Raw genomic sequence first — 17916 nt, forward strand, 5'->3', positions numbered from 1 at the left:
GGTTCACTCGCCGATCGGCATGACCCAGACGCCCGGGAACTGCCGTTCGAAGCGGCCCAGGGCCTGCGGATCCATGCGGGCGATGAGGCGGATCTCGCCGTCTTCGGTATCCTCGCGCTCGACGACGCGGCCGTTGCGATAGATCCAGGCCAGGGCCTCGCCATCGGCGGGACCAAGGCGCAGAGCCATCGGCGGCGTGTCGTCGATCAGGCCGCCGACGCGCTTGAGCAACTCGACGCAGCCTTCGCCGGTGACGGCGGAGACCGCCGAGGCGTCGGCCCGCTTGGCGCGGCCTTCGAGGATCTCACGCTCCTCGCCCTCGACCAGGTCGATCTTGTTCCAGACCTCGACGACGGTCTTGCCCTCGTCGACGGTGACCTTGAGCTCGGCCAGCACCGCCTGAACGTCGCGCGCCTGGGCGTCGGTGTCGGGATTGGCCACGTCGCGGACGTGCAGCACCACGTCGGCCTCCTGCACCTCCTCAAGGGTGGCGCGGAAGGCCTCGACCAGTTCGTGCGGCAGGTCGGAGATGAAGCCCACGGTGTCCGACAGGATGGCCGGGCGGCCGTCGGGCAGCTTCACCGTCCGCAGGGTCGGGTCGAGCGTGGCGAACAGCATGTCCTGGGCCACGACCTCGGCGTTGGTCAGGCGATTGAACAGCGTCGACTTGCCGGCGTTGGTGTAGCCCACCAGCGCCACGGTCGGGTACGGGACCTTCTTGCGGGCGCTGCGGTGCAGGGTGCGGGTGCGCCGCACTTCCTCCAGCTCACGCTTGAGCTTGCCGATCGTGCCGGCGATCAGACGCCGGTCGAGTTCGATCTGGGTTTCGCCGGGGCCGCCGGTGCTGCCGGTGCCGCCGCGCTGGCGTTCCAGGTGGGTCCAGGTGCGCACGAGGCGCGAGCGCTCGTAGTCGAGCCTTGCGAGCTCGACCTGCAGCTTGCCTTCGCGGGTTCGGGCGCGGCGGGCGAAGATCTCGAGGATCAGGCCCGTGCGGTCGACGACCTTGACCCCGAGGCCGCGCTCGAGATTGCGTTGCTGGACCGGGGTCAGCTGATCGTCGAACACGGCGACGTCGATCTTCTCGACCTCGCAGACGATCCTGAACTCCTCAATCTTGCCGCTCCCGAACAGGGTGGCGGGCGTGACGGTTCGCAGCGGCGCGATGGCCGTTTCGACGACGTCGAGATCGAGGGCGACGGCGAGGCCGACGGCCTCTTCGAGGCGCGCCTTGGGATCGCGCGCCTCCAGTGCGGCCTGCCCGCGAGCAGGCCGCACCGGATGAATCACGAAGGCCCGAAGGATCGGGTCGGCGTGATCGATAAGTCCATCGGGGGACTTAGAAGTGGATTTTGACAAAAGAGCCTTGGACTTAGTCGTCTTGATCAGCGCTCGGCTCATACAGCTGAACGGGCTGAGCCGGCATGATCGTCGAGATGGCGTGCTTGTAGACCAGTTGCGACTGGCCATCGCGGCGCAGCAGGACGCAGAAGTTGTCGAACCAGCTGACCACGCCCTGCAGCTTGACGCCATTGACCAGGAAGATGGTGAGCGGCGTCTTGGACTTGCGCACGCTGTTCAGGAAGGTGTCCTGAAGATTCTGTTTCTTGTCGGCGGACATTGGGGATTCCCCTCTCGTTGAAATCGGAAGGCAGAACGCCCTCCACACAAACAAGCTCATGCTAGAGCATTTTTCGCCGTTTGATATGACTTTCCGGCGAGAAAATGCACGCAGACCGGCTGGCGATCCTAGATCGCCCCCGCGCGCGCCCGCTCGATATAGAGAGCCCGCAGGCGGCTCGCCACCGGGCCCACGGCTCCATCCCCGATCTTGACGCCGTCGATGCTGGTGATCGGCGTCACCAGGCTGCCGGCGCCGGTGATGAAGGCTTCCCTGGCGGCCTTGGCCTCCTCGACCGTGAACGGCTGCTCGGCGACCGGCAGGCCGGCTTCGGCGATCACGTCCAGCAGCGTCAGGCGCGTGACGCCGCGCAGGATGTTGGCCTGGGTGTCGCGCGTGCGCAGGCGCCCGTCGGCGTCGACGATCCAGGCGTTGGACGAGGCGCCTTCGGTGACGAGGCCCAGGTCGTCGACGAACCAGGCCTCGATGGCGCCGCGCTCGCGGGCGGCCTGCTTGGCCAGCGCGTTGGGCAGAAGGCCGATCGTCTTGATGTCGCAGCGACCCCAGCGGTTCTCCGGCACGGTGATCACGGCCGAGCCCTTGGCGGCCTTGGCCTCGATGGCCGCGCGATCAACCGAGCGGGCGGTGATGACGACCGCCGGCGGCACGGCCGGGTTCGGGAAGGCGTGGTCGCGCCTGGCCACGCCGCGGCTGACCTGCAGATAGACCAGACCTTCGCGCACATGGTTGCGGCGGATGGCTTCGCGCAGGACCACCGTCAGGGACGCCTCGCTCATCGGGTGGGCGATGCGCAGTTCGTCCAGGCTGCGCCACAGGCGCGCGAAGTGGCCCTCGGCGTCGGCCAGCTTGCCGTCGAACACGGCCCAGACCTCGTAGACCCCGTCGGCCAGCTGGTAGCCGCGGTCCTCGATGTGCACGGCGGCCTGGCCGTGACGCACGAAGCGGCCGTTGACGTAAGCGAAACGCGACATCGTGGTCCTTACTCTTCTTCCTCGCCGCGGCCGCCGGCCACGCCCAGGGACTTCAGCTTGCGGTGCAGGGCCGAGCGCTCCATGCCGATGAAGTTGGCCGTGCGCGAGATGTTGCCGCCGAACCGCAGGATCTGGGCGTTGAGATACTCGCGCTCGAACAGCTCACGGGCCTCGCGCAGCGGCAGGGCGATGATCCGCTCGGCGCCGATCGCGCCCGAGCCGCCGCTGGCCGGCTGTTCCGAAGCGTTCAGCATCTCGGCGGTGATCAGGTCGCCCGGCTCGCCTGCGGCCAGGATCAGCATCCGCTCGACGTTGTTGCGCAGCTGGCGGACGTTGCCGGGCCAGGCCTGGACCTGCAGGGTCGCCAGCGCGTCCTCGCCCAGACGACGCCGCTGCATGCCCGTGGCCTCGCTGATCCGCTCGATGAAGTAGCTGATCAGCTCAGGGATGTCCTCGCGACGCTCCGACAGGCCGGGAACACGCACCGGCACGACGTTAAGACGGTGGAACAGGTCCTCGCGGAAGCGCCCGGCGGCGATCTCCTCGCGCAGGTCGCGCGAGGTGGACGAGATCACCCGCACGTCGACCTGCACGTCGCTGTCGCCGCCGACGCGGCGGAAGCGCTGTTCGACCAGCACCCGCAGGATGCGGCTCTGGGTCTCGCGCGGCATGTCGGCCACTTCGTCGAGATAGAGCGTGCCGCCGTGGGCGCGCTCGAACACGCCGATCTTGCGCGGACGACCGCCCTCGCCTTCCTCGCCGAACAGCTCGACGTCGAGGCGCTCGGGGGCCATGCCCGCCGAGCTGACCGCCACGAACTCGGCGCGCGTACGCGCGCTGGCGCCGTGGATCAGGCGGGCGACAAGCTCTTTGCCAGAGCCAGGCGGACCGGCGACCAGCACGCGGCTGTTGGCCGGGGCGACCTTGGCGATCATCTGGCGCAGGGTCTGGGCCGCCTGCGACTTGCCCATCAGGCCGTCGGAGGCGAAGCTCTGGGCCCGCAGGCGACGGTTCTCGCGCTTGAGATTGGCCGCCTCCAGCGCCCGCTCGACCACCAGCAGCAGCCGGTCGGACTTGAACGGCTTCTCCAGGAACTCGTAGGCGCCGCGCTTGATGGCGCTGACGGCCGTCTCGATGTTGCCGTGGCCCGAAATCATGATCACGGGCAGGTCGGCGTCCAGCGTCTTGACCATGTCGAGCAGCTCGAGCCCGTCCATGCCGCCGCCCTGCATCCAGATGTCGAGGACCAGCAGGGCGGGCTTGCGGGCGCGCAGCGCCGCCAGGGCCTGGTCGGCGTCGGCCGCCGTGCGCACGGCGTAGCCTTCGTCCTCCAGGATGCCGGCCACCAGATCGCGGATGTCGACCTCGTCGTCGACCACCAGCACGTCGGCGCTCATGTCATCTCCTCTACGCCGTGGGTCGTCGGCGCCGCGGCGAGCCGCGCCGACACCGGGAACTTCAGAACGACGCGCGCGCCGGCATGGCCGTGCGCGTCGGTGAGGACCAGCTCGCCGCCGTGGTCCTCCATGATCCGCTTGACGATGGCCAGGCCCAGGCCCGTCCCCTTCTCGCGGGTGGTCACATAGGGTTCGGCCAGCCGGTCGCGGTCCTTGGCCGGCAGGCCGACGCCGTTGTCCTCGACGACGATGCACAGCGACTCCTCGTCGGAGACCAGGGTCGCATCGATCTGGCCGCGCGGATCGGGTGTCGCGTGACGTCGCGCGCCGACCGCCTCGCCGGCGTTCTTGAGGATGTTGGTCAGGGCCTGGCCAATCATGCGGGCGTCGCAGTTGACCCACACCGCGCCGCCGGGCTCGTCGATGACGACGTCGGTGTCGGCGTCGACCACGCGCTGGGCGAAGACCCCGGCGCGCAGCAGTTCGGCCAGGTCGGCCGGGGCGAAGCGCGGCGCCGGCATGCGCGCGAAGGCCGAGAACTCGTCGACCATCCGGCCGATGTCGCCGACCTGGCGGATGATCGTGTCGGTGCAGCGGTCGAAGGTCTCGAGATCGCCGGTGATGTCCTTGCGATACTTGCGGCGGATGCGCTCGGCCGAAAGCTGGATCGGCGTCAGCGGGTTCTTGATCTCGTGCGCGATCCGGCGGGCGACGTCCTTCCAGGCGGCGTTGCGCTGGGCGGCCATCAGGCGGGTGACGTCGTCGAAGGTCAGCACCTGGCCCTCGGCCGCGTGGCCGGCGGCGCGGACGCGCAGGCGCAAGGTCTCGCCGCCGCGCACGACGTCGATCTCGACCTCGGCGTTGGGGCGCCCCTGGCCGATCTCTTCCAGCACCTGGCCGAACTCGGGCGCCGCCTCGACCAGGTCCTGCCCCTCGGCCGCCTCGTCCAGGGCCAGAAGCTCGCCCGCACGGCGGTTGAGGGCCGAGATCCGGCCGGCGCCGTCCAGGCTGATGACGCCAGCGCTGACGCCCGACAGCACGGTCTCGATGAACTGGCGACGCGACTCGGCGTCCAGGCTGGCGTCCTTGAGCGCGGCCTGCTGGGTCTGAAGGTCGGCCGTCATCATGTTGAAGGCGTTGGACAAGGCGCGGATCTCTTCCGGCCCGGCCTCGGCGTCGACCCGGGCGTCGAGATCGCCCGCCGACACCCGCCCGGCGGCCTGCACCAGTCCCGAGACCGGGGCTGCGATCGAGTTGGCGGCGGCGATGCCGACCCAGACGGCCGCAACCAGCACCAGCAGCGCCGTCTCGACATAGCTGAGGCCGAAGATCGCCTGGATGCGGGCCCGGTTTTCGGCGGCGTCGCGATACGAGATCAGCGACTCTTCCGACTCGATCAGGTGGGCCAGGATGCCCTTGTCGATCGGCCGGGCGATGTAGAGATAGCCGTCGGGGAAACCCTTGAGCTTGTAGAGCGCGCGGAACAGATCCTCGGAGACGAAGCGCTGCGAGGTGATCTCGCCGGTGTCGGTCCAGCGGAAGCTCGACGGCGGCGGCGCCAGGAAGGGCGGCGCGTCGGCCAGTTCGGCCCGCGCCAGGATCCGTCCGTCGCGGTCGAGGATGTAGGCCGACGAAAATCCGTTGTCCTCGGCCAGGGTGCGCAGGAAGTGGCCGAAGGCGACCGGCGACTCGGCCATGGCCGGGGCCGCGCTATTCAGCGTGGCGGCCATCGGTCCCATGTGCTGGCTGATGTAACTGGTCTGTTCGGACACGTAGGAGCGGGCCACGGTGGCCGAGTTCTCGACCACAGTCGTCACGCGCTTGCTGAACCAGCCGTCGACGCCCCGGTTGACGAGCACGCCGAAGAACAGCGCCACGATCACGGCGGGCGCCACGGCCGCGACGGAAAACAGGCCGACGAACCGCAGGTGAAGGCGGGCGCCGGCGTCGCTGGAGCGCGCGTCGATCAGGTCGAGCAGACGCCAGCCGACAACTGCGGCGACACAGAGGATCAGGGCGAGGTTGAAGCCCAGAACCACCAGAATGGCGGTGCTGGCCGGTCCGATGGGGCCCGTCGTCGGCGGCGACGAAGCCAGGCCAACGCCCGTGGCCGTCAGAATGGCCGCCAGCACGTAGCCGCCGCCCAGAACGTAGCGTGACCTCAAGAGTTCACGCCACCAGGACCGGCTGAAGCGGCGCGGGCGGTCTTCCGATTCCGAAACTGACGGGACCGAACTCATCGATGCGAGTTTAGGGCGGGGTGTGCCCTAAACTCAACACCGATGTGCTGAAAAAGCGTCAGCAATGAAGACCGCTGGTCGGCTAGCGACGACCGCGGCTCATTTCGACGCCCAGGTCCTGGATCTTCTTGCGCAGGGTGTTGCGGTTCAGGCCGAGGATCTCGGCGGCCCGCACCTGGTTGCCACGGGTGGCTGACAGGGTCAGCTGGATCAGCGGACGCTCCACCTCCTGCAGCACGCGGTCATAGAGACCCGCCGCCGGGACGCCGTCGGGCTGCTCGGCGAAGTGCGAGGCCAGGTGACGCTCGACCAGGGCCGCCAGGGTGACCGGCCCCTCGTCGGCGCGCGGCGCGGGGGCGTGGTCCTGCAGCTCGCGATCGACGATGCGGGCGGTGATCAGCTCCTCGGCGTAGAGGGCGCACATCCGCCGGATCAGGTTTTCCAGCTCCCGCACGTTGCCTGGCCAGGAGTGGCTCTTCATCCGGTCGAGCGCGCTCTGGTCGATGGTCTTGGCCGGCAGGCCTTCGCGGTTGGCGCGCAGCAGGAAGGTGCGGGCCAGATCCGGGATGTCCTCGGCGCGGTCGCGCAGCGGCGGCAGGCGCACGGGGGCGACGTTCAGGCGGAAGAACAGGTCTTCCCGGAACAGGCCCTGCTGGATCAGGCCGCGCAGGTCGCGGTTGGTGGCGGCGATGATCCGCACGTTCGGGCGACGACCGGTCTTGGGGTTGATCACCGGCTCGGTGCCGTCGATCACCCGCAGCAGGCGGGTCTGGGCGTCGAGCGGCATGTCGCCGATCTCGTCCAGGAACAGGGTGCCGCCGTCGGCCTCGACGAGGCGGCCGTTGTCGCCCTCCCCGCGCCCGAACAGTTCGGCCTCGACCCGCTCGCGCGGCACGGCGGCCAGGTTGATGACCACGAACTTGCCGTCGCGGCGACGGCCCAGGTCGTGCAGCGCGCGGGCGACCAGTTCCTTGCCGGTGCCGCTTTCGCCCAGGATCAGCACCGTCAGGTCGGCCCCCACCAGGCGGGCGATGGTGCGATAGACCTCCTGCATCGGCGCGGAGCGGCCGATCAGCGGCAGGCGCTCGTCACGCATCGCGCGGGCCTGCGCCTTGGAAGCCTCGGCGTCGGCCGGACGCGACAGGGCGCGACGGGCGGCGGCGGTGACGTCGTCGAGATCGAAGGGCTTGGAGACGTACTCGAAGGCGCCGGCGTCGGCGGCGTTGACCGCCGTCAGCAGGGTGTTCTGCGCGCTCATCACGATGATCGGCAGCTTGGGGCGCTCCTTGCGGATGCGCGGCAGCACGTCGAACACGTTCTCGTCGGGCATCATCACGTCGGTGACGACCAGATCGCCCTCGCCGTCGCTGACCCACTTGAGCAGGGTCGTGGCGTTGCCAGTGGCCCTGACCTGGTATCCGAGACGGGTGAAGGCCTGACTGAGCACCAGACGGACGGACGAGTCGTCGTCGGCGATCAGAATCTTCTTGTTTGCGGCGTTCATGTACTCACGCGTCTCCCAAGGAAGGCTCAGGCGCCACAGGCAGCAACACGCGGAACACGGTGCGGCCGGGCTCGGATTCGAAATCGATCAGGCCGCCATGGGCCGTCACGAGCTTGGTGACCAGGGCCAGGCCAAGGCCGGTGCCGTTGGCCTTGGTGGTCACGAAGGGCTGGAACAGGTGCTCGCGCAGGCTCTGCGGAACGCCGGGACCGTTGTCCTGCACCCGGATCTCGATCGGGGCGCTGGAGGCCGACTTGCCGTCGGCGCCGCGCACCCGGACCCCGGGACGCCAGGCGGTGTGGATGGTCAGCTCGCCCTGGCCGTCGCCGCGCATGTGGGCGGCTTCGGAGGCGTTCTTCACCAGGTTCAGGAAGATCTGGATCAACTGATCCTCGTCGCCCCAGACAGGCGGCAGCGACGGGTCGTAGTGGTCGCGCAGGCGCAGGCCGTCGGCCACGCCATTGGCCACCAGCGCGCGCACGCGGTCCAACACCTGGTGGATGTTGACCGCCTCGCGCGGGGTGGGAGCCTGGTCTGAGAAGGCCTCCATCCGGTCGACAAGGCGGCGGATGCGATCGGTCTCGTCGACGATCAGCTGGGCCAGCGGCTGGTCGGCGGCGCTGGCGCCGGTCTTGAGCAGTTGGGCCGCGCCGCGGATACCGGCCAGCGGGTTCTTGATCTCGTGGGCCAGCATGCGGCCAAGGCCCACAACCGAGCGCAGCCCGGCCTGGTCGGCGCTGCGCTCGACGCCCAGCGCGCCCTTGACGTGCAGGGTCAGGAGCACCGAGCCGTCGCCCAGAGGCACGGCCGCGCCGTCGGCCTCGAACGGCGGCTGGCCGAAGAGATTTACCTCGACCCCGTGCTCGCGAACCAACGCGCCTTCGAACACGGCGCGATCCATCAGCGAGACCAGCACCGAGCCCGGCGGCAGGGCCGCGCGGAAACGGCCGCGGGCCAGCAGCGACAGGCCATGGCCGAACAGGGCTTCGGCGGCTTCGTTGACCGCCACCAGGCCGCCCTCGCGGTCGACCACCAGGGCCGGTTCGGGGCTGAGCTCGAAGGCGGCGGCCTTCAGGGCGTCGAGCGCCGTGCCGGAAAGAACGCGGGCGCGGTCGGTCATGCAGCGATCCTCCCGCCGGCGAGCCAGAGGTCGGCCAGGGCGATTTCCAGGGCGGCCGGATCCTCGATCCGGCAAAGGGCGGCGCGAGCCTGACGGCGCGCTTCGGGCGTTTCCGGCCAGGGCGCGGCCTCGATGTACGAAGCCAGGTGCTTGCGGAACATCTTCAGCCCCTGGCGCTCGCCATAGAACGACAGGCTGCGGCGGAAATGGGTGATCGCGATCGCCAGGCGCTCCTCGGCGGCCGGTTCGACGAACGCGCGGCCGTCGAGGGCGGCCTCGATGGCCTGGGCGATCCACGGGCGGCCGTAGACGCCGCGGCCGATCATCACGCCATCGGCGCCCGATTGCTCAAGCGCCATGCGAGCGCTGTCGGCGTCGACGATGTCGCCATTGACCAGCACCGGCACCGAGACGGCCTGCTTGACCGGCGCGACGGCGGCCCAGTCGGCCTCGCCCTTGTAGAACTGGCAGCGCGTGCGGCCGTGCACCGTGATGGCGCGGGCGCCGGCGGCCTGGGCGCGGGCGGCGATCTCGGGGGCGTTGCGGCTGGCGTCGTCCCAGCCCAGGCGCATCTTGACCGTGACAGGCACGTCGACGGCCTGGACGGCGGCGGCGACCAGGGCCTCGGCCAGATCCGGCTCGCGCATCAAGGCCGAGCCCGACGCGGCGCCGGCGGTGACTTCCTTCGCGGGGCAGCCGAAGTTCAGGTCGATGATCTCGGCCCCGGCTTCAGCCGCCAGGCGGGCGCCCTGCGCCATGAACTCCGGATCGCGACCGACCAGCTGTACGACCATCAGCGGCAGGCCTTCGCCGACGGCCGCGCGGCGGACGACGTCGGGCCGGCCCTTCGCGAATTCCGCGCAGGCGACCATTTCGGTGGCCACGTATGATGCGCCAAGGCGCGTGGCCGTTTCTCTGAACGGGAGGTCGGACACGCCTGTCATCGGCGCAATCCATACCCGCCCGGGCACCGTGACGGCGCCGACTGCGAGCTGCTTGCTCATTTTATGATCATCCCCACCGCTGCGTTTTTAGGCACATTGTGCAGCGCAGTAAAGCCCTCCGTTGGCTGGACATGTTCGACGACAACGTTAGACACGGGCCATGACCTTCTCAGCCGTCGTCGTCGCCGCTGGCAGCGGTACCCGTGCCGGACCCGGCCAGGCCAAGCAGTGGCGGGATCTGGCGGGCAAACCCGTACTGCGCTGGTCGGTCGAGGCCCTGCTGGCCTCCGGCGCAGCTGATCTCGCAATCGTGACCGACCCGAGCATGCAGGACATGCTTGGCGAAACCTTGGCCGGCCTCGACGGCTGGCGGTTCGCCCCCGGCGGCGCCACGCGGGCCCTGTCGGTGCAGTCCGGCCTCGCCGCCCTGGCCCATCGCCCCGCCGACGAGCCGGTGCTGGTGCATGACGCCGCCCGCCCCTTCCTGACCAAGGCCGTGGTCGAGGGCGTGCTGGAGGCTCTCAAGGGCGCCGACGGCGTGGTTCCCGCCCTGCCCGTGGCCGACACCCTCAAGCGCGCCGGCGAGTCGGGCGCGAGCACGACCTCGCGCGAGGGCCTGTGGCGCGCCCAGACCCCGCAGGCCTTCCGCCGCGATCGCCTGCTGGCCGCCTACGCGGCCTGGGCCGGACAGGCCGAACCCACCGACGACGCCCAGGTGGTCGAAGCCCATGGCGGCAAGGTCGCCATTTCCGCCGGCGACCCGCTGCTGACCAAACTGACCTATCCGGAGGACTTCGCCATGGCCGAACGGCTGGCGGGCGGCGCCCGCATCACCCGCATCGGCCAGGGCTTCGACGCCCACCGCTGGGGCCCGGGCGAGTCGGTCTGGCTGTGCGGCGTGGAAATCGCCCACGACGAGACCCTGATCGGCCATTCGGACGCCGACGCGGGCCTGCACGCCCTGACCGACGCCGTGCTCGGCGCCATCGGCGACGGCGACATCGGCGACCACTTCCCGCCGACCGATCCGCAATGGAAGGGCGCGGCCTCGGACAAGTTCCTGATCCACGCCGTCAACCTGGTTCGCCAGCGCGGCGGCCGCCTKATCAACGTGGACGTGACGCTGATCTGCGAGCGCCCCAAGATCAAGCCGCACCGCGAGGCGATGCGCGCCCGCCTGGCGCAGATCCTCGACCTGCCGCTGGACCGCGTCAGCGTGAAGGCGACCACGACGGAGAAGATGGGCTTCACCGGCCGCGGCGAAGGCCTGGCCGCCCAGGCGGTGGCGACGGTGGAGACGCCGCTCTAGACGCCCTTGACCGCCGCGCAGCGGATCGAGCGCCCGTCCGAGGAAATGCGCAGCTTGGCCAGCGGCGGCGCGCTGAAGGTTTTTCGCTCGCCGCCGATCGTCACCCTGAAACGGCCTGGGTCCGTCAGCAGGCACGACATCCGGCCGCCTTCGCCGCTGCACCGGCTGACGCCGCGCTGGCGCTCAAGCTTGAAACCGTCCGTGGCGTAGCGCGCTCCAAGCGGGGAAAGCCGGGCCGGATCGCGGTCGGCGATCTCGACGCACGCCGGCTCGTTGACCAGCGCGGTCCCGGCATAGACGCCTGCAGTGGCGATGGCGGCGATCGCCAGCATGGCGTGGACGCGACTCACGGTCATAATCACCTCGACGGCTGAACGACGCATCTTCACTTGAGGATCGCGGCTATCGCAACTGGAAGTAGGCGATGTTTCCCATCGAGATCGAAACCCTCGCCCGGCTGCTCATCGACGAGGCGCGCGAGAAGAAGCTGCGCCTGGCGACGGTCGAAAGCTGCACCGGCGGCCTGGTGGCCGGGTCGATCTGCGCGATCTCAGGGGCGTCCGATGTCTTCGAGCGCGGCTTCGTCACCTACACCAACCGCGCCAAGACCGAACAGGTGGGCGTGCCCGGCGACCTGATCGCCGACCACGGGGCGGTCTCCGAACCCGTGGCGCGGATGATGGCCGAAGGCGGCCTGGCCAACAGCAACGCCCATGTGGCGGTGGCGATCACCGGCATCGCCGGTCCGGGCGGCGGCACGCCGATGAAGCCCGTGGGCACGGTCCACTTCGCCGTGGCGCGGGCCAATCGCTCGGTGACCCATCGCCACGAACATTTCGAGGGCCTCCCCCGCGAAGGCGTGCAGCTGGCGGCGATCCGGACGGCGCTGGAGATGCTGCGCGAGGCGGTGGCCGGTTGACGCCCGACGGCGCGCCCTCCGACTGGCGGCGGTTCGTCGGCGCCGGCTTTTCGCGCTCAGCCCTGGCGGCCGCGGCGCGCCGGCAGAGCGAGCTTCGACACGCGGTGCGGGTGTCGGCGGCGGTCGTGGCGGCCTATGCGCTGGCGACCCTGCTGCGGCTGCCGCAGGGATACTGGGCGGTGTTCACGGCGGTGATCGTCGTGCAGTCGAGCCTGGGCGCGACCATCACCGCCTCGATCGAGCGCTTCATGGGCACGGTGGTCGGGGCGGCTGTCGGCGCGGGCGCGGCCTGGCTGCACATGCGCCATCCGGAATGGGGCGGCGTGATCCTGGCAGCTTCGGCGGCTTCCCTCGCTTTCCTCGCGGCGGTGCGTCCGGCGTTCAAGGTGGCGCCGGTGACGGCGGTGATCATGCTGATCGGCACCACGACGCACATGGACCCGCTGACGACGGCCTTCCTGCGGGTGGCCGAGATCACGGTGGGCAGCCTGGTGGGCGTGGCCGCCACGCTGCTGATCTTTCCGGCCCGGGCCCACGAATCGGTGGTCTCCAGCAGCCAGACGGCCGCCGGCCTGCTGGCCGACCTCCTGTCGCACTACGCCGCCAAGCTTGAAGGCAAGCCCAGCGAACTGGATCCCCGCGCCCACTACGACGACACGCTCAAGGCCCTGGCCAAGCTGCAGACGGCCATGACCGAGGCCGACCGCGAGACGGCCAGCAAGCTGTCCGACCGATCGGTGTCGGACGCCCTGCCCCGCACGCTGTGGAGACTGCGCAACGACTGCGTGATGATCGGCCGGGCGCTGCGCGAGCCCCTGCCCGCCCCGGGCCTGGCTCCGCCGTCGGCGACGATGCTGGCGGCTTCTTCGGCCTATCTGCGGGCGGCGGCGCAAAGCCTTTCGGGCGGCGCGAAGCCCGACCGCCTGGCCTTCGCCGAGGGGCACAAGGCCTTCCAGGACGCCATCGAAGGCATGCGCGACGTCGGGGCCACCCGCGAACTCGCCTTCGACGACGCGGCGCGCACCTTCGGACTGATGTTCGCGGTCGAGAACCTGTTCGCGAACCTTGGGGATTTCGCCGACCGCGTCGAGGAAACGACGGCCAAGCGCGACTAGGTCCTGGCCCCGTAGAGCTGCGCCGCGCGGGCCTCGAAACAGGCGATCAGCTTGTCGACCGCCCGATCCATGTTGGCTGCCAGCATGGCGTCGAGCAGCTTCGACTTGAAGGCGAAGTCGATGACGAAGTCGATGGTCGCCCCGTCGGGATGGGACGAGAACCGCCACTGGTTCGACAGCCGCTTGAACGGGCCGTAGAGCAGGCTGACGGTCACGCTCAGGTCCGACCGGTCGCGACGGACGCGGGTGGCGAACTTCTCGCGCAGGAACGAGAAGCCGACCTGGGCCTCGGCGTCCAGGCTGCTGACGTCACCGCTCTCATGGGCGTTCCAGGTCCGCATCCCCGTGATCCAGGGAACGAACGACGGATAGGCTTCGACGTCGCCGACGAGCGTGAAGAGTTGCTCGGGCGCATAGGGCAGCACCCGGGTGACGACGCGACGGTGCAAGGGATCAGCCGGCTTTGGCGTCCAGCGCCCGGCGGGCCGCCTGCAGCTTGGCGAAGTCTTCGCCGGCGTGGTGCGACGAGCGGGTCAGCGGGCTGGACGACACCATCAGGAAGCCCTTGGCCCGGGCGATCGCCTCATAGGCCTTGAACTCTTCAGGCGTCACGAAGCGGTCGATGGCCGCATGCTTGCGGGTCGGCTGCAGGTACTGGCCGATGGTGATGAAGTCGACGCCGGCCGAGCGCATGTCGTCCATGACCTGCATGACCTCTTCCTTGGTCTCGCCCAGGCCGACCATCAGGCCGGACTTGGTGAACTGCGAAGGATCGCGCTCCTTCACCCGCTCCAGAAGGCGCAGCGAGTTGTAGTAGCGGGCTCCCGGGCGGATCTTCAGATAGAGCCGCGGCACGGTTTCCAGGTTGTGGTTGAAGACGTCCGGGCGGGCGTCGATGACCACGTTCTCGGCCCGGTCCTTGCGCAGGAAGTCGGGCGTGAGGATCTCGATGGTGGTCTTGGGCGCCGCCGCGCGGATGGCCGTGACTACCTCGGCGAAGTGACGGGCGCCGCCGTCGATCAGGTCGTCCCGGTCCACCGAGGTGATGACCACGTGATTGAGGCCCATCTTGGCGACGGCCTCGGCCACGCGGCGCGGCTCGTCGGGATCAAGCTGCGTCGGCAGGCCCGTGGTGACGTTGCAGAAGGCGCAGGCGCGGGTGCAGATCTCGCCCATGATCATCATGGTCGCGTGCTTCTGGCTCCAGCACTCGCCGATGTTCGGGCAGGCGGCCTCCTCGCAGACCGTGGTCAGCTTGTGCTCGCGCACGATGCCCTTGGTCTCGTTGTACTGGCCCGAGCCCGGGGCGCGGACGCGCAGCCATTCGGGTTTGCGCAGGACCGGGGTGTCCGGGCGATTCTGCTTTTCGGGGTGGCGGACGGCGCGATCCTCGGGACCGCGGGCCTTCAGCGTGTCGATCAACGTGACCATGTGGGCCTAGATCGGCCTTCTTGGCCTCCGGATCAAGCTCTCGATCTTGCATGCAGCGCAAAGGCGCGAAATGAGTGGCGTATATGCGTCGCTTCGCTCTCGTTTTGCTGCTCGCCCTGCCCCTTTTCGCCTGCGGCGAGCAAGGCGGACGCGCGCCTTTCGCCGACACCCGCACGCCGCCGGGCCTGGAGCGCCGGTTCCTGCCGCCGCCGGGCTGGGCCTGGGGCTACGTGCAGGTCGGCGAGGACGCGATCCAGCGCTACGGCGTCTCGGCCCCGCGGGGCGCGCCGACCGGCCAGATCCTGATCCTGACCGACTATGGCGAAAGCGCCGAGACCTGGTTCGAGACGGCGCGCGACCTCAACGCCCAGGGCGTGGTCGTGTGGATCCTCGAGCGCCAGGGCCAGGGCGGTTCCGAGCGCCTGGCCGGCAAGCGCGACCGCGGTCATGTGGTGAGCTATGCGCCGGACGTCACCGCGGCCAAGGCCATGGTCAAGGTCGTGATCCGGCCGGACGGCCGCCTGCCGCTGACGGTGCTGGGCCAGGGACAGGGCGGCCTGGTGGCCCTTCGCGCCGTCGAGGAAGGCCTGATGGCTGACGCGCTGGTCCTGTCCTCGCCGACCTTCGATCTTGGCCAGCTTCCGGCGCCCAAGGACAAGCTCATCAATATCGCCCGCGTGGCGCGGCGCGCGAATCTGTCGTTCCTGGCCTGGCCGACGGCTACGGACTGGCGTCGCGACGGACCCGACGATCGTGCGCTGGGCCTGACGGGCGACCCGACGCGCGGCGCCGTCAACCACGCCTGGCAGACGGCCAACCCGGACCTGCGGATGGGCGCGCCCAGCCTCGGCCAGTACGCGGCCTATTACGACGTGCTCGACGCGACGGCTCGCGACCTGGGCCGCGCCCGGATCCCGACCGTGCTGCTGGCCGGCGACGCCGATCCGACCACCCCCGCCTCGGCCCAGACCAGCGTCTGCAAGGCGATGGCCGACTGCCGCGAAACCCGCCTGCCGGGCGGACGCCACGCCCTGAACCTGGAGCGGGATTCGGTGCGCGCGCCCTGGCTGGCGGCCGTGGCCGCCGCCATCAAGGCGGCAGGCGGTCCGAAAGCCGCCAAGCCTTGAGCCGCAAGGGCCGGCGCACCATCTGAAGAACACGGTTCGATCACGCGACGTGACCGATCTTTGCAAACCGCGTCAGGATCGCTAGGGTCCCGTCTCAATCGAACGAGGGCGGAACAAGCGCCTTTGTGGGAGGTTTCGCCGGCATGCCGGTAGTTTTCAAAGCCGAAGACGGTCAAAAAGCGCTCTTCGACGCCCTGATCGACGCCAAGGACAAGTTCGGCGCCAAGAAGCCGATCCTCGAAGATCAGGATCGCAATCCGCTTAGCTACACCGACCTGATCCGGGCGAGCTTCGCGCTGGGTCGCAAGGTCGCCGCGATCACCAAGCCCGGCGAGCACGTCGGCGTGCTGCTGCCGTCGGGCGTGGGCGCCGTGGTGGTGTTCTTCGCGCTGCACGCCTTCGGCCGCGTGCCGACCATGCTGAACTTCACGGCGGGCCTGCGGAACATCAAGGCCGCGGTGAAGCTGGCCAACGTCAAGCACGTGCTGACGGCCCACAAGTTCATCGAACTGGGCAAGCTGCACGACGTTGTCGACGCCATCGACGACCTGGCCAAGGTCGTCTACCTGGAGGACGTGCGAAAGACGATCGGTCTGGCCGACAAGCTGTTCGCCGCTGCCGCCGGGGCCTTCCCGCGCCAGTTCCGCGCCCCGGCCAAGCCGTCGGACAAGGGCGTGGTGCTGTTCACCTCAGGCAGCTTCGGCGCGCCGCGAGGCGTGGTGCTGTCCCAGGCCAACCTGGTTTCCAACGCCGCCCAGATCGCCGCGCACATTCCGCTGGATCCGAACTGGGTGATGTTCAATCCGCTGCCGGTGTTCCACTGCTTCGGGCTGACCGGCGGGGTCATCCTGCCGCTGCTGCAGGGGATGAAGGCGTTCGAGTATCCCTCGCCGCTGCACACCAAGCAGATCCCGCCGCTGATCAAGGACGCCAAGGCTTCGCTGCTGCTGGCCACCGACACCTTCGTCAACCAGTACGCCCGCGCCTCGGAGACCGACGAGCTGGGCGGCCTGCAGTTCATCGTCTGCGGCGCCGAGAAGGTGCGCGACGAAACCCACGCCCTGATCAAGGAGCGCTTCGGCGACGTGCCCGTGCTGGAAGGCTACGGCGCGACCGAGGCCTCGCCCGTAATCGCAGTCAACAAGCCGACCGACAACCGCCCCGGAACCGTCGGCGGCCTGCTGCCCGGCATGGAGACCCGCATCGAGCCCGTCGAGGGCATCGCCGAGGGCGGTCGCTTCTTCGTGCGCGGTCCCAACATCATGGCCGGCTACCTGCGCGAGGACGGCGGCGTCGACGCCCCGGAAGACGGCTGGCACGACACCGGCGACGTGGTCACCATGACCGACGACCAGTGGATCACCATCAAGGGCCGGGTGAAGCGCTTCGCCAAGATCGGCGGCGAGATGGTGTCGCTGACCGCGGCCGAGGACCTCGCCGTGGCCGTGTGGCCTAGCGCCCGCCACGCCGTGATCTCGATGCCCGACAAGAAGAAGGGCGAACGCCTCGTCCTGGTCACCGACTGCCAGAGCGCCGACGCTGCCCCCCTGGTGGCTCATGCACAGTCCGTGGGCGCGCCGGAACTGGCCGTGCCGCGCAAGATCCTCAAGGTCACCCAGGTGCCGGTGCTCGGCAGCGGCAAGACCGACTACGTCGCCATCCAGCGCATGGCCGAGGCCGCGGCCTGACGAACCGGGGCCCGCGCGCCGCGTTTCAGTAGAGCTTACGGTCGCCGTCAGCGGCGGCGACCGGTTCTTGGGACGACAGCGAACGGGAGAAACGCTTGGAACGACTTTACGTGTGGACGCCGCGGGTGCTGAGCCTGCTGCGCATCATCGCCGCCCTGCTCTTCATGGAGCACGGGCTGATGAAGCTGTTCCACTTCCCCGCCCCGCAGCCCGACGCGCCTGATCCGCTGCCGCCCATGCTGCTGGCCGCGGCCTGGCTCGAGGGGGTCGGCGGGGCCTTGCTCGTGCTGGGCCTCTTCACCCGTCCGGTGGCCTTCATCCTGTCGGGCCAGATGGCGGTGGCCTACTTCATCGCCCACGCCAGTAAGGGCTTCTGGCCGGCGCTGAACGGCGGCGAGGCTGCGATCCTGTTCTGCTTCGTCTTCCTCTACCTGGTGTTCGCCGGGCCGGGGGAATGGAGCGTCGACGCCCAGGTGCGCAAGCGGCCGTAGCGGCTTCCTTCTCCCAGAGGG

General features: G+C 69.6%; 17 protein-coding genes. 6 read left to right on the top strand and 11 right to left on the bottom strand.

Features of this window, described 5'->3' with window-relative positions; translation table 11 throughout:
- Positions 1-3: 3 nt before the first annotated feature.
- From hflX to dusB, 8 genes are all read right to left on the bottom strand, one after another.
- Positions 4-1356, bottom strand: coding sequence for a GTPase HflX (hflX, locus tag AC1DCG_RS01735; protein ID WP_477041352.1), 1353 nt, complete (start codon positions 1354-1356; stop codon positions 4-6).
- Between the two features lie 13 nt (positions 1357-1369).
- A complete protein-coding gene (hfq, locus tag AC1DCG_RS01740; protein ID WP_058348899.1) occupies positions 1370-1618 on the bottom strand; it encodes an RNA chaperone Hfq in 249 nt (82 codons plus the stop codon).
- 128 nt (positions 1619-1746) lie between these two features.
- Positions 1747-2610 carry a D-amino-acid transaminase gene (locus AC1DCG_RS01745; RefSeq protein ID WP_477028091.1) on the bottom strand — a complete coding sequence of 288 codons (864 nt, stop codon included), beginning with the start codon at positions 2608-2610 and terminating at the stop codon, positions 1747-1749.
- 8 nt (positions 2611-2618) lie between these two features.
- Positions 2619-4007, bottom strand: a complete 1389-nt coding sequence (gene ntrX / locus AC1DCG_RS01750) for a nitrogen assimilation response regulator NtrX (protein ID WP_477028090.1) — start codon at positions 4005-4007, stop codon at positions 2619-2621.
- Entirely contained in the window at positions 4004-6247 is a 2244-nt protein-coding gene (locus AC1DCG_RS01755; RefSeq protein ID WP_477036462.1) for a sensor histidine kinase NtrY-like, read from the bottom strand. Before AC1DCG_RS01755 ends, ntrX begins: the two co-directional genes overlap by 4 nt.
- An 82-nt stretch (positions 6248-6329) precedes the next feature.
- The gene (locus tag AC1DCG_RS01760; protein ID WP_058348895.1) at positions 6330-7751 is read right to left on the bottom strand and encodes a sigma 54-interacting transcriptional regulator; all 1422 of its coding nucleotides are present in this window, start codon (positions 7749-7751) and stop codon (positions 6330-6332) included.
- A 4-nt stretch (positions 7752-7755) separates the two neighbouring features.
- Complete coding sequence (locus tag AC1DCG_RS01765) at positions 7756-8871, bottom strand: two-component system sensor histidine kinase NtrB (RefSeq protein ID WP_477028087.1); 1116 nt, start codon at positions 8869-8871, stop codon at positions 7756-7758.
- Positions 8868-9875 carry a tRNA dihydrouridine synthase DusB gene (gene dusB / locus AC1DCG_RS01770; protein WP_165255652.1) on the bottom strand — a complete coding sequence of 336 codons (1008 nt, stop codon included), beginning with the start codon at positions 9873-9875 and terminating at the stop codon, positions 8868-8870. The genes AC1DCG_RS01765 and dusB overlap by 4 nt, the downstream gene beginning before the upstream one ends.
- 100 nt (positions 9876-9975) lie before the next feature.
- Between dusB and AC1DCG_RS01775 the strand changes: the two genes are divergently transcribed.
- Positions 9976-11124: a bifunctional 2-C-methyl-D-erythritol 4-phosphate cytidylyltransferase/2-C-methyl-D-erythritol 2,4-cyclodiphosphate synthase gene (locus AC1DCG_RS01775; RefSeq protein ID WP_477028086.1), complete on the top strand. Its 1149-nt coding sequence runs from the start codon at positions 9976-9978 to the stop codon at positions 11122-11124.
- On the opposite strand, the gene AC1DCG_RS01780 is transcribed toward AC1DCG_RS01775, so the two are convergent.
- Positions 11121-11480: a hypothetical protein gene (locus AC1DCG_RS01780; RefSeq protein WP_477028085.1), complete on the bottom strand. Its 360-nt coding sequence runs from the start codon at positions 11478-11480 to the stop codon at positions 11121-11123. The two genes, AC1DCG_RS01775 and AC1DCG_RS01780, sit on opposite strands and share 4 nt — an antisense overlap.
- Positions 11481-11548: 68 nt before the next feature.
- Here AC1DCG_RS01780 and AC1DCG_RS01785 point away from each other — a divergent pair, with 68 nt between their 5' ends.
- Entirely contained in the window at positions 11549-12043 is a 495-nt protein-coding gene (locus AC1DCG_RS01785) for a CinA family protein (RefSeq protein WP_477028084.1), read from the top strand.
- A complete protein-coding gene (locus AC1DCG_RS01790) occupies positions 12040-13158 on the top strand; it encodes an FUSC family protein (protein WP_477028083.1) in 1119 nt (372 codons plus the stop codon). Before AC1DCG_RS01785 ends, AC1DCG_RS01790 begins: the two co-directional genes overlap by 4 nt.
- On the opposite strand, the gene AC1DCG_RS01795 is transcribed toward AC1DCG_RS01790, so the two are convergent.
- Positions 13155-13607, bottom strand: coding sequence for a type II toxin-antitoxin system RatA family toxin (locus AC1DCG_RS01795; protein ID WP_477028082.1), 453 nt, complete (start codon positions 13605-13607; stop codon positions 13155-13157). The genes AC1DCG_RS01790 and AC1DCG_RS01795 overlap by 4 nt on opposite strands.
- A 4-nt stretch (positions 13608-13611) precedes the next feature.
- Positions 13612-14589 carry a lipoyl synthase gene (gene lipA, locus AC1DCG_RS01800; protein ID WP_101717885.1) on the bottom strand — a complete coding sequence of 326 codons (978 nt, stop codon included), beginning with the start codon at positions 14587-14589 and terminating at the stop codon, positions 13612-13614.
- Between the two features lie 83 nt (positions 14590-14672).
- Between lipA and AC1DCG_RS01805 the strand changes: the two genes are divergently transcribed.
- The 3 genes from AC1DCG_RS01805 (at position 14673) to AC1DCG_RS01815 (ending at position 17895) form a co-directional block, all read left to right on the top strand.
- Positions 14673-15716, top strand: coding sequence for an alpha/beta fold hydrolase (locus AC1DCG_RS01805; protein ID WP_477028081.1), 1044 nt, complete (start codon positions 14673-14675; stop codon positions 15714-15716).
- A gap of 143 nt (positions 15717-15859) precedes the next feature.
- Positions 15860-17404, top strand: a complete 1545-nt coding sequence (locus tag AC1DCG_RS01810) for an AMP-binding protein (protein ID WP_165255639.1) — start codon at positions 15860-15862, stop codon at positions 17402-17404.
- A 95-nt stretch (positions 17405-17499) separates the two neighbouring features.
- Positions 17500-17895, top strand: coding sequence for a DoxX family protein (locus AC1DCG_RS01815; RefSeq protein ID WP_477028080.1), 396 nt, complete (start codon positions 17500-17502; stop codon positions 17893-17895).
- The last annotated feature ends 21 nt before the right edge of the window (positions 17896-17916 follow it).

The sequence above is a fragment of the Caulobacter sp. 10L414 genome (assembly GCF_056395525.1).

Excerpts from the sequence above, each read along its gene's own strand:
- AC1DCG_RS01765 (WP_477028087.1), bottom strand. The coding sequence starts at position 8,871 with ATGACCGACCGCGCCCGCGTTCTTTCCGGCACGGCGCTCGACGCCCTG.
- ntrX (WP_477028090.1), bottom strand. The coding sequence starts at position 4,007 with ATGAGCGCCGACGTGCTGGTGGTCGACGACGAGGTCGACATCCGCGAT.
- AC1DCG_RS01785 (WP_477028084.1), top strand. The coding sequence starts at position 11,549 with ATGTTTCCCATCGAGATCGAAACCCTCGCCCGGCTGCTCATCGACGAG.
- hfq (WP_058348899.1), bottom strand. The coding sequence starts at position 1,618 with ATGTCCGCCGACAAGAAACAGAATCTTCAGGACACCTTCCTGAACAGC.
- dusB (WP_165255652.1), bottom strand. The coding sequence starts at position 9,875 with ATGAGCAAGCAGCTCGCAGTCGGCGCCGTCACGGTGCCCGGGCGGGTA.
- AC1DCG_RS01810 (WP_165255639.1), top strand. The coding sequence starts at position 15,860 with ATGCCGGTAGTTTTCAAAGCCGAAGACGGTCAAAAAGCGCTCTTCGAC.
- AC1DCG_RS01755 (WP_477036462.1), bottom strand. The coding sequence starts at position 6,247 with ATGAGTTCGGTCCCGTCAGTTTCGGAATCGGAAGACCGCCCGCGCCGC.
- AC1DCG_RS01805 (WP_477028081.1), top strand. The coding sequence starts at position 14,673 with ATGCGTCGCTTCGCTCTCGTTTTGCTGCTCGCCCTGCCCCTTTTCGCC.
- AC1DCG_RS01780 (WP_477028085.1), bottom strand. The coding sequence starts at position 11,480 with ATGACCGTGAGTCGCGTCCACGCCATGCTGGCGATCGCCGCCATCGCC.
- AC1DCG_RS01745 (WP_477028091.1), bottom strand. The coding sequence starts at position 2,610 with ATGTCGCGTTTCGCTTACGTCAACGGCCGCTTCGTGCGTCACGGCCAG.
- AC1DCG_RS01760 (WP_058348895.1), bottom strand. The coding sequence starts at position 7,751 with ATGAACGCCGCAAACAAGAAGATTCTGATCGCCGACGACGACTCGTCC.
- lipA (WP_101717885.1), bottom strand. The coding sequence starts at position 14,589 with ATGGTCACGTTGATCGACACGCTGAAGGCCCGCGGTCCCGAGGATCGC.